The organism is Niallia sp. HCP3S3_B10, assembly GCF_052064465.1.
GTDB lineage: Bacteria > Bacillota > Bacilli > Bacillales > Cytobacillaceae > Niallia > Niallia hominis.
The window spans coordinates 1-14372 of record NZ_JBQHVO010000048.1; the positions used below are offsets into that span (position 1 = coordinate 1).

Below are 14372 nucleotides of genomic sequence, written 5' to 3' on the forward strand. Positions count from 1 at the left end.
TCAACACTTCGAACAAATCTATTTGAATACGAAGGTGATCATCTACCTTGAGAAGTTGAAAAGTCATTTACACAAAAATATTGACAGTACCAAGATTGTTTCCTTCTCCCTATATTATAAATAAAAGATGCTGTTTTTTATTTAATTTTTAAAAGTCTATTTTATAAATAAATGTTATGGATTTAAATCTTGTTCTTTTACTACCAATTTTTCAACCGTAACAATCACTTCTTCTGTATCCACATAATCTATAGTTAACTGCATCCCTTTTTCTAGGAAAATACTATAAGGAAAATCATTTGATGAAACTTGGAAAATGGTTTTATTTCCATCTAACATGAATTTTACAATCGTGCTATTTTCTACTTCAGATTTATATACATAGCTGACCGTTCCCGTTACTGTCTTTTGTTCGGCAATATTATTAGGGACAGTTTTATCATTTTTTAAAAGGGTGACAAGAGCATATTTATAATCATTAAAAAGCTTTGTTTTTTCAGTATGATAACTATACACCTTTTCATCCTTTGCATTAATCAACATAATTTCTCTTAATACATGATTGCTGTCCATAAGCGGGACAACCCATGTGAATTGCCCATAAATTGTATAAAGCAGCGGAGTGCCAGCTTCGTATTTTTGGGCGCGGAAGGTTTTTTCCGCTACATTGATAGCAGATTTACCATTTAAAGAGCCGTTTGCTTCGGTGTAAAAAGTAAGAGCACCAGTGCGAGCATTAATCATAGAATAACCAACCATACTACCACTGTCTGATTTCGGACGAGTGAAGTCAGTAAACCAATGCAATTGTAAGTCTTCATTAAATACACCATTTACTTCGTCTACATTTTCCCAAGCAGTTGGCAATTTCATGTCTTCTTTTGCAAAAAGAGTGTTCCAGAAACCATGAATATATTTTCCATACCACTCATTCCAGTCCTCAGCAACACTTGTAGGAATGACATGGTCAATGAAATCAGGAATATTGTTCATAGCATAGTCCTCTATTTTTCCAGTAGCTGGATCAATGATATAAATCCCTTTAATATCAATAATTTCTCGGAATTTATTATATTGACCATACGGAATAACATAATAAGGTTTATCGTTATCATCGGGTTCAAAGCTTGCCTCAAGCAGAATCATATCTTTATGCTTATTTCTGACTAGCCTTTTTAAATCCTCGTTAAAGTATGCAGACGGAACATACTTCATGGATGATTGAACTAAGATGGCATCCTCATTTTCATCCTCTGCACTCATTTTAATAAAGCCAGGAACATCACTTCCTTTTACCCATTTGAAAAATCCTGTGTATTCAATCGGCGTTACCCAATAGAGATGATCATCGATTTTTTGTAGAGTGGAATTTCCTAAATCATAATAAGAAGGATGGGCAAGCTCCCCAAGTTTTTTCTCGCTTCGATAACGTGCATAGCTTTCCGGTACAACGACGATATGCTTCTCATTTGTAGATACAGCTTCTTTGTCGATAACAGTTGCTTTTTCTTGTACAAATCGATATTTATCGCCGGTAATAGTTAATGGATAGATAAATTGGACGTAAAGACTAAATAAGACAAAGTATAAAAATAGAATTCCGGTTATTTTATATCCCTTTACTTTTCCAAAAAGTAAATCTAAAAATAAGAAGAAAGCAATATAAATAGCACCATATTTAAATAGAGCCTGTAAGGAATGATCGATTAGCTGAAAATAATCAAGACAAAAAATAATTAAAAGCCCAGCAAGCAATCGTATAACTTGAAAAATGAGAAATCTTTGTTTTTTTAGATGGCTTTTCCATAGGAATGGATTTAGTGTTAAAGCCAGTAACGCAAATAAATAATGCATACACATTCTCCTTTAATAATTTGCTATAGAGTAAATACGAAAGAAGTGGTAAAAAGTTTCAAGTAATAATGGTACTATTACAAAGGAGAGCAATCCAAATAAAAGGAAGAAGCAAGCAAAAATAATAAAAAGAGTGTAGGGGGATGACAATCCGTTTACGTCTATTATTATAGAATGGCTAAGAAAGGGGGGAGAGGCCATTAGTGATCAAGTATTAATTGATAAAGTAAAGGCAGGAAATGATCACGCATTTCGACTGTTAGTAGAAAAGCATCGAGACTATTTGTTTCGTTCCATATACAGTGTTTTGAAGGATCAGAAAGAAGCGGAAGATGCGGCGCAGGAAGTGTTTATTAAAATCTATACCTCTCTCCCCAAATATGAGAATCAAGGTTTTAAAACATGGATTACAAGAATTGCTGTCAATCATGCCATTGATATGAGAAGAAAGAAGCAAAGAAGAAAAGAAGAGATGGCAGAAGAATTGGAATCTCACATAGGAGGCTCACTTGCTGATGATGTAGAATTAGAAGTGATAAAGCGGGAAAGACAAAAGCTTGTCCAACAAAGGCTTAAGGAAGTACCTGCTAATTATAGGGATGTCATTTACGGTTTTTATATTCAAGAAAAAAGCTATCAAGAAATGGCTTCTGAACAAAATGTGCAAGTGAAAACGATTGAAACGAAGCTATATCGCGCAAGGCTTTGGATCAAAACGCATTGGAAGGAGGAAGACTTTTTATGACAACACATTATTCTAAAGACTATTGGATGAAGTATGTAAGGGATGAATTAAAGGAGACAGAAAGAATTCTACTTGAAGATCATTTGTATACATGCGATCAATGCTTAGAATTATATATAGATGCAGTAGACATGAAAGAGGAGAAACTTCCTTCAATTTCAGATGAAGTAGCCTTTATGAATGATATTATGGAGCAAATAACCAATGAAAATATGGATAGGAAAAAAGACGCGAAAAAGAAACGTCCTTTTTATCAATCATCCATATTCCATTATGCCATTGCCGCGAGTCTCACATTGATACTGATGTCGGCAGGATTCTTTCAATCGATTATAAAACATACAGAAACAATCCAAAAAGCGGAAGTATCTTTGAAAGAAGAGCCAAAATCCGGCGGTTTAGTGGATAAGACATTTGCTTGGATGAATTCATTCGATGGTAGTAAAAAGGAGGATTTTAAGAAATGAAAAACCCGATTGTTGCAACAATCTTAGCATTTTTTCCAGGCGGAGGTCTTTTCTACATTGGGAAAAAGCTACGAGGCTTTTTATATGGGCTTGCTGTATTTGGACTAGCATTTATGTCCATCATCATTCAAAGTTCATGGTATTACGGCCAGTGGACATTTATTGTAATTGTTATTGGCTTTATTATCTATTGTATTAGTTTTCTCGATACATTAATAACGACCAGTAGCTATTTAAAAGAGCGGGTGAATTTTTCTAATCATACGGAAGCTGGAGAGGCAGCACCTGTATTAGTAAAAACAACCGAGTCCGAGCGTTTTTATACGATTGTTTTATCGTTTATTCCTGGTTTAGGGCATATTCAATTAGGATTAGTATACCGTGGAATAACTTTATTGACGGCGTTTCTAGGTCTAGGAATTATGATTTTATTTATCACATTTCTAACCTATACGAATGAATTTCTATTATTCTTGGCAATTTTACCGGTTATTTGGATTTACGGATTTTATGATGTTTCCCAGCAGTTTAATAAGAAACTGAAAGGGGAAAAGCTTGAGGACATTACTATTTTTCAAGATTTTGAAAAGAATCAGGAAGAAGGGAAGAAAAGTAAATTTATCGCCACCTTCTTATCTGTATTTCCAGGTGCGGGTCATTTATATTTAGGTCTGCAGCAAAGAGGGATTCAGCTAATGGCAGCTTTCTTGTTCTCTATCTTTATTCTCAATGAACTACGATTAGGTCTCTTCTTATTCGTTATCCCGATTATTTGGTTCTATAGTTTCTTTGATGGATTGCAAAAAGCGTCAAAGATAGGAGAAGAAGAGCTAGAGGATGTACCTGTCATTGCCTATCTAATTAACTACCAGAAATGGTTTGGAATTGGACTACTCGTTATTGGTCTCTATTATTTATTGATTAATATTATCTTACCAATATTTTCGCCTATCATTAGAGAAACAATAAATATTGATATACGTTTCTTTTTTTACCAATATTTTCAGACAGGAATTGTTTGTCTTGTTCTTATATTAGGTGGAATTCATTTATTAAAGGGTACAAAAAAGAAAAAAATGTAAAAATCTCGTGAAAATAAAAAGATAGATTATGCTATTGGCATTTGATTATTCCAATCAAATGGCCAATGGCTACATAAGGAGAGAATAGAATGAGACAATGGCGGGTCGGCACTTTTTCAATGGGCCTATCTTTAGTATTTCTAGGAGTTTTTCTATTACTTACACAGTTTTTTGATTGGCAGATTATCACTGTATTAAAAGTTTGGTGGCCAATTATTTTAGTTATTCTTGGAATGGAAATTTTATTATACTTGTTTTCCTCCAAGCAAGAAAAACCTTATTTAAGCTTTGATCTATTCAGTATTATTATCGTTGGTATCATTGGTACTGCAGGAATATCGATGGTCTTCCTGCAATCTACAGGTATTTTGGATATTGTAGAACAAGGGTTAAAAAGAGAAGAAGTAACAAAAGATTTGCCAGAATTTAATTATGCAATGAAGGATAACATCAAAAGAATTGTTATAGAATCAGAAAGTCAACAAAATCCGATTACAATAGAAGGAACAAATGAAAATGTTCTATCATTATTCGGAACTTTTCGTACCGTAGAATCGAAGGAAATGGAAGTTTCGAAGCCAGAGGATTATCTAAATGTGTCTCAAAAGGGAGATACTCTATTTGTACGTATAAAACAACTGCCTTATCGAATGTCTGAATTTTATACAGACTATTCTTCTATACATACCACGATACTTGTGCCAACGAATAAGAAGTTAGATATTATTGATTTGAATAATGATATTACCTTAAATCCCCGTGAATTAAAAAGCAATTGGACAGTCAATAATGTTCCGCAAATTGATTTAATATTAGATGAAACAGCGAATGTTAAAGTTTCTGTCAATGATACAATCATCAACAATCGAGATCGAGAGGAATGGGAATATACAAGTACAGAGGATGAAAAGGCGGAAAGTGAGACAACTGCGATTTTACAAAAGGGAAAAGGAAGTCCTGCTATCCATGTTTTTAACAGTGGATCATTAGATTTAACAAATCATTAACAAGGTAAAACATCTATCCATGTTTGCTTTTTACCATTAAAGAAGATAAAAGGGATAGATTTGCCTCAAAGAATAAAGCATTTCTGAGGAAAATCATCCTTTTATGGAACCTTAGTTAAACTTATCGAACCATGTCCCATTTTGTTGCAGATTTTCCCAATAGTCATAAAATATTGACTCATGCTGTCGGAAAAAAGTTAATCAAACGTTTGATTAATAGAAAAAATCAAGCAATAGTGGAAAGGAAAGTATGGTGAACGAATAGATTGGGTTATAATATGGGAAGAAATGCTAATCTTGGACACTTACTCTAAGTTGTCACATAACATGGTAGTAGCTAGAGTTAAAAATTGCCTAAGCAAGTGCTATCGTATATGATGTTAGTGGCTATGGAAAAAATGAATTTTGATTATAGGATGATGAAAAATGAAAAGGGCAAGGATAATATATAATCCTACTTCAGGTCGAGAAGCTTTTAAAAGACATTTGCCAGAGGTGCTAAAAAGATTAGAAGAGGCAGGATATGAAACTTCCTGTCATGCCACAACTGGTCCGGAAGATGCAACCTATGCAGCAAGAGTCGCGGTAGAAAGACGATATGATCTTGTTATTGCTGCTGGTGGGGATGGAACCATCAATGAAGTGGTAAATGGGATGGCTGAGCAGGAATATCGCCCCAAGCTTGGGATTATTCCAGTAGGAACGACAAATGATTTCGCAAGAGCGCTGCATATTCCAAGAGATATTATGGGAGCGGTGGAAGTCATCGCAAAGGGCGATACAATTCCAATTGATATTGGAAGAATGAATGATAAATATTTCATCAACATAAGTGGTGGTGGACATTTAACGGAAATCTCTTATGAGGTTCCGAGTAAACTGAAGACGATGTTAGGACAACTTGCATACTATTTAAAAGGTGTGGAAATGCTGCCTTTCATTAAAGCAACGCATGTCAAAATCGAATATGATGGGAAGCTATTTGAAGGGGAAGCTATGTTATTTCTAGTTGGCCTTACCAATTCAGTTGGTGGATTTGAAAAGTTAGCTCCTGGAGCTTCGATTAATGATGGTCTTTTCTCCTTGCTAATATTAAAAAAGGCAAACCTTGCAGATTTCATTCGAATCGCTACACTTGCTCTTCGTGGGGAACATATAAATGACCCGAACGTCATTTATACGAATGCGAATCATATTAAAGTTAGCTCTGACGATAAGGTTCAATTAAATCTTGATGGAGAATTTGGCGGCTTATTACCAGCCGAATTTATAAATTTATATCGCCATTTTGAGTTATTTGTGCCAATTGAAGAAATTCGAGAGGAAGACCGACCTGAACTGAAGGATTATAAAGAAGCATCACAAACAGACAATATCGAGGAGTGAGAGGAAGAAGAAATCCCCTCACTTTTTGTTTTTTAGTTCCTTTAATTTTTCCATAGTGAAGAAGCTTGCGCTTTCCTGATAATATGGTACAATTACCACGCTTATTTTTTTCGGAAATATCGATGTAAAGGAAGACGATAATGAGTAAAACATTACCCGTTCAAAAGAACGATATAATAGATATAGTTTTTGAAGATTTAACACACGATGGTTCAGGTGTAGCAAAAGTAGATGGTTATCCACTATTTATCCCCAATGGATTGCCAGGTGAAAAAGCAAAAGTAAAAGTAATTAAGACAAATAAGAATTATGGTTTCGGCCGTTTAATGGAGATAACAGAAAGAAGTCCCTATCGTGTAGAAGCTCCATGCCTTATTTACAAGGAATGTGGGGGCTGTCAACTACAGCATTTAAGCTATGAAGGGCAATTGAAAACGAAGCATAAGCATGTGAAAGATGTTCTTGAGCGGATTGGCAAAATTGATACGACTGTTCATCCAACCCTAGGCATGGAAAATCCTTGGCGTTACCGTAACAAGTCACAGGTTCCAATCGGTGAGCAGGAGGGTGGCCTTATTGGCGGATTCTATCAACAGCGCTCCCACCAAATCATTAATATGGAACAGTGCATGATTCAGCAAGAGGAAAATGATTATGTCGTCAATACAGTAAAAGCTATTTGCTCGAAATATGGAGTTCGCGCCTATGACGAAGCACGCCATAAAGGAGAGTTACGTCATATTATGGCGAGAAGAGGGCTCGTTACGAAGGAAGTAATGGTTGTATTAATCACTCGTACACAGGATATCCCCAATCGCAAAGCAATTGTTGATGAAATTGTGCAAAAAGTGCCAAATATCAAATCAATTATCCACAATGTGAATAACAAAAAAACGAATGTAATAATGGGAGATATAACGCGTACGATTTGGGGAGAAGAAACCATTACCGATTATATTGGCGATGTGAAATTCGCTATTTCTGCCCGCTCTTTTTACCAAGTAAATCCAGAACAAACAAAAGTGCTTTATGAGAAGGCATTGGAGTATGCAAATTTGAATGGGGAAGAGAAAGTAATAGACGCTTACTGTGGAATTGGAACCATTTCATTATTTTTAGCAAAAAAAGCTAGCCAAGTATTCGGTGTTGAAATTGTTCCACAAGCGATTGAAGATGCTAGAAACAATGCACGCCTAAATGATATCCACAATGTGGAATTCGCAGTAGGAGAGGCAGAAGTAGTTATCCCCAACTGGTATAAAGAAGGAAATGAAGCAGACGTTTTAGTAGTAGATCCACCACGAAAAGGCTGTGATGAAGCATTACTACAGACTATTCTTGATATGAAGCCGAAAAAAGTTGTCTATGTGTCCTGTAATCCAGCAACTTTAGCTCGCGATTTGCGGATATTAGAAGACGGGGGCTACAAGACAGAAGAAGTGCAGCCTGTGGATATGTTTCCGCAGACAATGCATGTGGAGGCAGTGGCACTGCTGGAGTCGATCTGATTTCTGATATTTGTATATCTATGAAAGCTGTGGATTTTCTCAAGATGTCAGAGAAAATAAGTAATCGTATCGAAGTAGCTATGAACAAAAAAGAACAAGAACTTTACATGGGTGTCGACCATAGTGTTCGCCATCTAGGTTACTAAGAATTGTTTTGGGATGAAACCAATTGGCAACCGTTATGTAAGTCGTGCCAAGATAGAAAGACAATGACTGAGGACAGATTCCAAGAGTTCAAATACTGAAAACACTTCCCCATCACGAAAAAAGATATTATGAAGAGTCAAACCTTGTTTCAAGGTAGATTATGAATGCTTTATGAGGAAATAAATAGAAACCCTTTCAAGTTAGCGTTGAAAGGGTTTTTTATATTCACTTTATTCCATATCCATTTGTGAAAGCTGACGAATCAGATCACGTTTTCCGTAAACAACAGCGGTTACCTGAACAATTAAATGATCCTCGTCTAGCCAGAAATAGACTAGAAAATTTTTAACAGGCATTTTACGAATTCCGTAGTTGTGCCATGGTTCTTCTTCAGTGAGGGCAATTCGCTGTGGAAATTCGGAGAGAGAGGAAATCGCATCCTCTAACGTATCCAATAGATGCAGTGCTGTATCTGGGGCTTTTAGTTCAGAAGCAATGTAGTGTGTAATTTGATGTAGCTGTTCTTGTGCCTGTGTTGTGATTTTTACAACGTAGGTTTCAGCCATCGATTATAATTCCCGTCTTAAGTCATTAAATACATCGGCTACAGGACGAGAACGGTTCGCTTTTGCATCTTCAAACCCAGCATGCATCATGGCATTGAATTCTTTTGCATCCATTTCATCGAGAGCAATAGGTGCAGTGGGAATGGAGAGAGGGAATGGGATGCTCTTTGTCATGATGATTTGTTTGTAAAGCATATTGATGACAACAGAAGCAGGCACTCCTAATTGTGACATGATTGCTTCAGCTTTTTCTTTTATTTCTGGTTCAACACGAGCGAGGACATTTGCAGTTTTAGCTGCCATAAATCATTCCACCTTTCTTTTTTCTTTATTGTATGCTTTTGTATAACGGTTAGCAATACAAAACCAAAACTTCCACAAGAAAGAGTAGGGGCGGTCTGAATCTCTACAAGCCAAAACCCCAAAGACCGGCGCCCCATTTCGTGCGGAAAATTGCAGAAATAAAAGGGGCATACCCAAAAAACAAAAATTAGAATGAAAAAAGTAACGAAAGTAGTATTGGATTGGGAAGTTTACCTTTCACTTCTAACAGTACTTTTGCCGAATGATTGCAGAAAAGACTGTAAAAACCTTGCTCAAATACAGGAGTTTGCAGTCTTTTTTCTTGGCTGTTTTCGTAAAGTTTGTTGCTATGACCCGCAGCCAGAATACACTTCGCTGTCTAATTAGACTAATCGTTTTTTGGTAGACTTTGCATTCACGGAATGTCTACAAAATCTAGTTTCAAACAACCATACTATTAAAGAATTAATCAAATGCTGAATCAAAAGAATGGAAGGCAATGATTAAATATAAATAGCAAGAAAGGATGAAAAAAATGATTAAATCGTTTTTAATGATAGGACAGTCGGATTTGCAGAAGTTTTTCTAAAACAAAAAGGGGATATACCAGATTCTGTTTTTAATGTATTAAAAGGTTGTTTTTCTGAGAAGGAAATAAGCGAGTTAGTTGCGTTTATTTGTTTTACGACCTCACAACAGTATTATGGTGCGATGATGAAGTTAGAAGTAGAGGGATAATAACATTTATTTTATTTTTTCTTCAGCTAACTGGTGCGTTAATTCTAGAAGGATTAACGCTATTTTTTATGTAGAAGTTATTGAACTAAATGGGCAGGTTAGTACAAGGTTAAAAATAAACATTGGTAAGTACATTATAATCTTGCAAGAAAATCTAGCAAGATTAGTAAAGAAATCACCTCAAATAAAAAGTACACTCAGGGAAGAGGTGATTTAATGTGTATTTAAAAATTATAAAAAATAATAGAAATGTATTATTTTACTTGTTAGGAGCTGGGACTTCTAGTTTGGGGGATGTTATATCTGGGTTAGCCTTCCTATTTTTAACTTATCAGATGACAGAATCAAGTATACATACAACTGGTGTTGCAATCTCACAAGTAGTCCCTTATCTTTTATTTGGATTAATCGGGGGAGTAATTGCTGATTGGGTAGATAAAAAAAGGATATTAATAAGAATCGATCTTATAAGAGTACCTCTAATATTATCATTAGTGCTATTTCAACAATTAGAGTTGCTGAACTATTGGCATTTAATAATAGTGAGTTTTCTTATTCAGTGTCTAGGCTGTTTTTTTAATCCTGCTCATAGGGCTATATTACCCATTATTACAAGGGAAGAGGAAAGATCTTCTGTTAACAGTTTGCTTGACACAGTTACAAGGGGCATTACTGTATTAGGACCTATTGTTAGTGTAGGCTTAATGAATACCATTAACATTATCCACTTTTTTACTTTCGATGCACTAACATATCTTATAAGTGCTATTCTTATTTATAAAATTCAATTTACAGAAAAAAATATAACAGGCGAAAGTCCAAATCAAAGAAAAATAAGTGATATATTTATCTCAATAAAGGATTTTTCAATTTGGGTGAAAAAACAAACGACAATTCGAACCATATTTATAGTTACAGTAATCATTGTGTTTTTCAATACCTGGGTATGGCAAGTCGGTTTATTACTGCAACTAATCGAAACAACCCCAAATGGAGAGGAATTATACAGCTTACTTTTAGGATGGTATGGTGCTGCTGTAATTGCAGTTAACCTGCTTATCCCATTAATTTGGAAAAAGTTAAGTGTGAAAATTTATCTTTTTGGCTCACTGATTTGGGGTATAGGCATTCTCCTTTTAGGATTTGCGTATAGCCTTCCAATGTTTTTTATAGGGATATTAGTTGCAGCAATAGGCTTACCTATATCTGGCTTATCACGAGTATATTTGTTACAGAAATATCTTCCCGTAGAAAAACTAGGTAGGGGCTTTAGTTTTAATGCATTTCTTCTATATTTATCAAATGCTGTTTCTCTTGGAGTATTCGGATTCATCTCTTCATTCTTGTCTACAAGAATCTTGTTTTTAATATGCGGAATTATGATGGTTATTTGTTCAGGTATTTACTTATTAACCATTTCTCGAAAAGCGCCAGGAGTAATACCATATAATCGCTTAAATAATTGATTGTAAACAGTAACAGATGAAAAACCACAGTCCATTGCAATTTCTAATACAGTGTTATATTTTTTTTTTAGCATTTCCTGACTTTTGACGACTCGGTAAGTTTGTAACCAAGAGTATGGGGAAATCCCTAAGATGTCTTTAAAGTAATGGGCAAATTGAAATTTACTTAAATTCGCTACTTTTGCCATCTCATTCAAGGTCCAAGAATGCTGATAATCTTCTTTTAAAGCTAATATTGTTTTATAAATTTGTGGATCTATTGTTTTATAGGTATTTAAATTTATATCTTGTGTATGGGTTCCAACAGCACTTTTCAGTAACATTAAAGCCAATTGAGTGAAACTGTGTTCCAAAAATATTTCCATAGATTTTGTGTCATCTTTTTCAAGTTGTACGAAATCTAATACAAATCTAACCCAATTTGAAATTTGAGAGTTCTTCTGGATATGTGTAGCAAACTGGATATCATTGTGAACAGGATAGAGAGCTTGAGAAACCTCATTAAGAAAAGAAGGGTTTAATTCAATTAAAAATTTCCTATCGTCTATTGCTAATTGTTTATGTTCATCTAGTGGGTTGAATAAAATAAAATGTTGATTATGAAGGGTAAGCTGACTTCTGTTCGTTTGGTAATCTATCGTTCCCATTAAAGAGTAAATAAATTTATAATAATTATCTGAACGCCAGTTGCTTTCTTGGCCGAAATCTTTTTTATATAAGAAAACTCCATTATTGTTTTCTAGTAATAGTTTTGTTGAACTCACATAATCACCTTCTTAGTTATTATAAAAATTGTATCATAATGGGGAGGAAAATTAATGAAGCATGCATTAGTAGTTGGTGGAACAGGTATGTTATCAGGGGTATCACTCTGGTTATTAGAACAAGGGTATCATGTTTCAATCATCGCTAGGAATTCTGATCGGATGAAGAATTTAATAGAACAAACAGACTTAGATAGTCATGTCACACCACTATTTGTTGATTATAGTAATCATGATGAATTACAAAAGAAAGTGCATGCAACAATAAATAAAAATGGTGCTATTGATATTGTAGTAGCATGGATTCACTCTACTGCTCCAAATGCACTTAATATAATAGCGAAAGAGGTTTTAATTAGTAAAAGTGAATGGGAGTTATTCCATGTTTTAGGCAGTAGTTCAGATCTAAATAAAATTAAGAGAGAAGTTACAATGCCTACGGGTTGTTCATATTATCAAGTTCAATTGGGATTTGTAACAGAGGGTTCCCGTTCAAGGTGGTTAACAAATAAGGAAATTTCAGATGGAATCATTGAAGCGATTAAGAAAAAGAAGAAGATACTAACCATTGGCCAAATTGAACCTTGGGATAAGCACCCGTAAGTCATCAAAACGGAGATTCATTAGGCTTTTGAAGAATTGTACTTAAAGTAAAGGGTGGTTAATCCAATAAGAAGAGTTAACCACCTTATTTTAGAAATTATTGTATTAACATGGCAGGTGAGTTTATGAAAAATAATGTGAAAATAATAAGGATGAAATTGTCAATTACTCAAGAACAGTTAGCTAAAGGAGTAGGAGTCGCTCGACAGACAATCGGATTGATCGAAAATGGAAAACATAGTCCCAGTCTTCAACTTTGTATAGCAATAGCAAATGAACTTAATAAAACACTGGATGATCTCTTTTGGGAGGTGGAGTTGTAATGAAATCTTGGATATCGTTTTTATTGCCAGATGATGAGTATCGGGAGGAAAAGATTTTATATTATTTATCAGAAGGATCATTATCCCATTTTCAAATCTCCTTAGAATTCCCATTATTCTTGACTATCTGGCTTTTAGTTTAGTACCCTCTCTACTTGTTAATTTTTTTGGAGCAGTGCTTGCAGATCGTTTTAATAAAAAGAATATTATTCTATGATGGAACCTATTTTAGGGAGAAAGAGGGGGGAGGGAACTTATCAAATAAATTATGCATTATTCGCTACACCGTCGTGGTTAGTCCTCTCAAACATTTGACAAACAGTCTAATTAGACTATAATATTCTAAGAGTGATTAGTCTAATTAGACTAAATGTGAAATGGATAGACCTTGCTTTCGAGGATAATCTACTAAGATATTGTTTCAAACAACCCAACTATTAAAAAATTGATCAGTAGCTATATTCAAAAAGTATCGAAGGCAATAATTAAAATATGTTCTAAAAGAAAGGATGAAAAAAATGATTAAATCGTTTTTAATGATAGGACAGTCGAATATGGCGGGACGAGGATTTATCCATGAAGTTCCTCCGATTTATAATGAGAGAATACAAATGTTGCGTAATGGAAGATGGCAAATGATGACGGAGCCTGTCAATTATGACCGTCCTGTTTCAGGAATTAGTCTAGTTGGTTCCTTTGCAGAAGCATGGAGTCGCGAAAATCAAGATGATAAGATTGGCCTTATTCCCTGTGCAGAAGGTGGAAGCACGCTAGATGAATGGGCAGTTGATCAACCGCTTTTTCGACATGCAATTACCGAAGCTAAATTTGCTATGGAGAATAGTGAGTTAACAGGAATTCTATGGCATCAAGGAGAAAGCGATAGTATGAATGGGAATTACAAAGTCTATTATAATAAATTATTTTCCATTGTTGAGGCTCTTAGAGTGGAGTTAAATGCTCCAGATATTCCTTTTATTATTGGTGGTTTGGGAGATTTTCTAGGAAAAGAGGGATTTGGGAAATATTCTGCTGAATATAATTTTATTAATCAAGAGCTGCAAAAATTTGCTTTTGAACAAGACAATTGCTATTTTGTCACTGCAGAAGGCTTAACTTCTAATCCAGATGGTATTCATATTGATGCAATTTCTCAAAGAAAATTTGGTTTGCGGTATTTTGAAGCCTTTTCTAAAAAACAACATGTATTGGAACCGTTAAATAATGAAAATGAGTTGATAAACCTTATTCATACTAGAGTAAATACCAAATCAGAAAAGATATATAGGAAGACGCTAGAATTAGCGGTAGGGAAAATTTCATATGACGAATTTGAATCTCAGCTCATACAAATAAACAAGAAGTAAACGATAAAAAAATGCAATAACTATTCCAATACTTTTAAGGAAGAAT

At 34.7% G+C, this 14372-nt stretch carries 15 protein-coding genes and 1 pseudogene; 12 read left to right on the forward strand and 4 right to left on the reverse strand.

Going from position 1 to position 14372, the window contains the following annotated elements; translation table 11 throughout:
* Window positions 1-174 precede the first annotated feature (174 nt).
* Window positions 175-1854, reverse strand: coding sequence for a hypothetical protein (locus tag ACTNDN_RS17990; RefSeq protein ID WP_031538071.1), 1680 nt, complete (start codon window positions 1852-1854; stop codon window positions 175-177).
* Window positions 1855-2110: 256 nt separating this feature from the next.
* On the opposite strand from ACTNDN_RS17990, the gene ACTNDN_RS17995 reads away from it, so the two are divergent.
* The 6 genes from ACTNDN_RS17995 (at window position 2111) to rlmD (ending at window position 8049) form a co-directional block, all read left to right on the forward strand.
* Complete coding sequence (locus tag ACTNDN_RS17995; RefSeq protein WP_342585617.1) at window positions 2111-2599, forward strand: sigma-70 family RNA polymerase sigma factor; 489 nt, start codon at window positions 2111-2113, stop codon at window positions 2597-2599.
* On the forward strand, window positions 2596-3066 hold the full coding sequence (locus ACTNDN_RS18000) for a hypothetical protein (protein WP_235252056.1): 471 nt from the start codon (window positions 2596-2598) through the stop codon (window positions 3064-3066). Before ACTNDN_RS17995 ends, ACTNDN_RS18000 begins: the two co-directional genes overlap by 4 nt.
* Window positions 3063-4148 (forward strand): hypothetical protein, encoded by a 1086-nt coding sequence (locus tag ACTNDN_RS18005; protein ID WP_031538067.1) that lies wholly within the window; start codon window positions 3063-3065, stop codon window positions 4146-4148. The genes ACTNDN_RS18000 and ACTNDN_RS18005 overlap by 4 nt, the downstream gene beginning before the upstream one ends.
* Window positions 4149-4237: 89 nt before the next feature.
* Window positions 4238-5155, forward strand: coding sequence for a hypothetical protein (locus tag ACTNDN_RS18010; protein ID WP_441131662.1), 918 nt, complete (start codon window positions 4238-4240; stop codon window positions 5153-5155).
* Between the two features lie 426 nt (window positions 5156-5581).
* Window positions 5582-6541 carry a diacylglycerol kinase gene (locus tag ACTNDN_RS18015; RefSeq protein WP_048718937.1) on the forward strand — a complete coding sequence of 320 codons (960 nt, stop codon included), beginning with the start codon at window positions 5582-5584 and terminating at the stop codon, window positions 6539-6541.
* Between the two features lie 140 nt (window positions 6542-6681).
* Window positions 6682-8049, forward strand: coding sequence for a 23S rRNA (uracil(1939)-C(5))-methyltransferase RlmD (gene rlmD, locus ACTNDN_RS18020; RefSeq protein ID WP_284561366.1), 1368 nt, complete (start codon window positions 6682-6684; stop codon window positions 8047-8049).
* Between the two features lie 377 nt (window positions 8050-8426).
* On the opposite strand, the gene ACTNDN_RS18025 is transcribed toward rlmD, so the two are convergent.
* Both ACTNDN_RS18025 and ACTNDN_RS18030 read right to left on the reverse strand, forming a co-directional pair.
* Window positions 8427-8762, reverse strand: a complete 336-nt coding sequence (locus ACTNDN_RS18025) for a type II toxin-antitoxin system RelE/ParE family toxin (RefSeq protein WP_048718977.1) — start codon at window positions 8760-8762, stop codon at window positions 8427-8429.
* A 3-nt stretch (window positions 8763-8765) separates the two neighbouring features.
* Window positions 8766-9065 carry a type II toxin-antitoxin system RelB/DinJ family antitoxin gene (locus ACTNDN_RS18030; protein ID WP_441131663.1) on the reverse strand — a complete coding sequence of 100 codons (300 nt, stop codon included), beginning with the start codon at window positions 9063-9065 and terminating at the stop codon, window positions 8766-8768.
* Window positions 9066-9629: 564 nt separating this feature from the next.
* Between ACTNDN_RS18030 and ACTNDN_RS18035 the strand changes: the two are divergent.
* Window positions 9630-9803, forward strand: a pseudogene (locus ACTNDN_RS18035) (carboxymuconolactone decarboxylase family protein); the annotation flags it as partial.
* Window positions 9804-10021: 218 nt separating this feature from the next.
* Complete coding sequence (locus tag ACTNDN_RS18040; RefSeq protein WP_048718982.1) at window positions 10022-11269, forward strand: MFS transporter; 1248 nt, start codon at window positions 10022-10024, stop codon at window positions 11267-11269.
* Here the strand turns inward: ACTNDN_RS18040 and ACTNDN_RS18045 are convergent.
* Window positions 11206-12033: an AraC family transcriptional regulator gene (locus ACTNDN_RS18045; protein ID WP_231512540.1), complete on the reverse strand. Its 828-nt coding sequence runs from the start codon at window positions 12031-12033 to the stop codon at window positions 11206-11208. The genes ACTNDN_RS18040 and ACTNDN_RS18045 overlap by 64 nt on opposite strands.
* 54 nt (window positions 12034-12087) lie before the next feature.
* Here ACTNDN_RS18045 and ACTNDN_RS18050 point away from each other — a divergent pair, with 54 nt between their 5' ends.
* The 4 genes from ACTNDN_RS18050 (at window position 12088) to ACTNDN_RS18065 (ending at window position 14326) form a co-directional block, all read left to right on the forward strand.
* On the forward strand, window positions 12088-12636 hold the full coding sequence (locus tag ACTNDN_RS18050) for a short-chain dehydrogenase (protein ID WP_251627760.1): 549 nt from the start codon (window positions 12088-12090) through the stop codon (window positions 12634-12636).
* Between the two features lie 125 nt (window positions 12637-12761).
* A complete protein-coding gene (locus ACTNDN_RS18055; RefSeq protein WP_048717678.1) occupies window positions 12762-12959 on the forward strand; it encodes a helix-turn-helix transcriptional regulator in 198 nt (65 codons plus the stop codon).
* A complete protein-coding gene (locus ACTNDN_RS18060; protein WP_155986742.1) occupies window positions 12959-13102 on the forward strand; it encodes a hypothetical protein in 144 nt (47 codons plus the stop codon). Before ACTNDN_RS18055 ends, ACTNDN_RS18060 begins: the two co-directional genes overlap by 1 nt.
* Before the next feature lie 375 nt (window positions 13103-13477).
* Complete coding sequence (locus tag ACTNDN_RS18065) at window positions 13478-14326, forward strand: sialate O-acetylesterase (RefSeq protein WP_031537200.1); 849 nt, start codon at window positions 13478-13480, stop codon at window positions 14324-14326.
* Window positions 14327-14372 lie beyond the last annotated feature (46 nt).

Coding starts and splice junctions, on each gene's coding strand:
- ACTNDN_RS18030 (WP_441131663.1), bottom strand. CDS start 9,065: ATGGCAGCTAAAACTGCAAATGTCCTCGCTCGTGTTGAACCAGAAATA.
- ACTNDN_RS18065 (WP_031537200.1), top strand. CDS start 13,478: ATGATTAAATCGTTTTTAATGATAGGACAGTCGAATATGGCGGGACGA.
- ACTNDN_RS18050 (WP_251627760.1), top strand. CDS start 12,088: ATGAAGCATGCATTAGTAGTTGGTGGAACAGGTATGTTATCAGGGGTA.
- ACTNDN_RS18000 (WP_235252056.1), top strand. CDS start 2,596: ATGACAACACATTATTCTAAAGACTATTGGATGAAGTATGTAAGGGAT.
- rlmD (WP_284561366.1), top strand. CDS start 6,682: ATGAGTAAAACATTACCCGTTCAAAAGAACGATATAATAGATATAGTT.
- ACTNDN_RS18010 (WP_441131662.1), top strand. CDS start 4,238: ATGAGACAATGGCGGGTCGGCACTTTTTCAATGGGCCTATCTTTAGTA.
- ACTNDN_RS18055 (WP_048717678.1), top strand. CDS start 12,762: ATGAAAAATAATGTGAAAATAATAAGGATGAAATTGTCAATTACTCAA.
- ACTNDN_RS18060 (WP_155986742.1), top strand. CDS start 12,959: ATGAAATCTTGGATATCGTTTTTATTGCCAGATGATGAGTATCGGGAG.
- ACTNDN_RS18005 (WP_031538067.1), top strand. CDS start 3,063: ATGAAAAACCCGATTGTTGCAACAATCTTAGCATTTTTTCCAGGCGGA.
- ACTNDN_RS17990 (WP_031538071.1), bottom strand. CDS start 1,854: ATGCATTATTTATTTGCGTTACTGGCTTTAACACTAAATCCATTCCTA.
- ACTNDN_RS18025 (WP_048718977.1), bottom strand. CDS start 8,762: ATGGCTGAAACCTACGTTGTAAAAATCACAACACAGGCACAAGAACAG.
- ACTNDN_RS18015 (WP_048718937.1), top strand. CDS start 5,582: ATGAAAAGGGCAAGGATAATATATAATCCTACTTCAGGTCGAGAAGCT.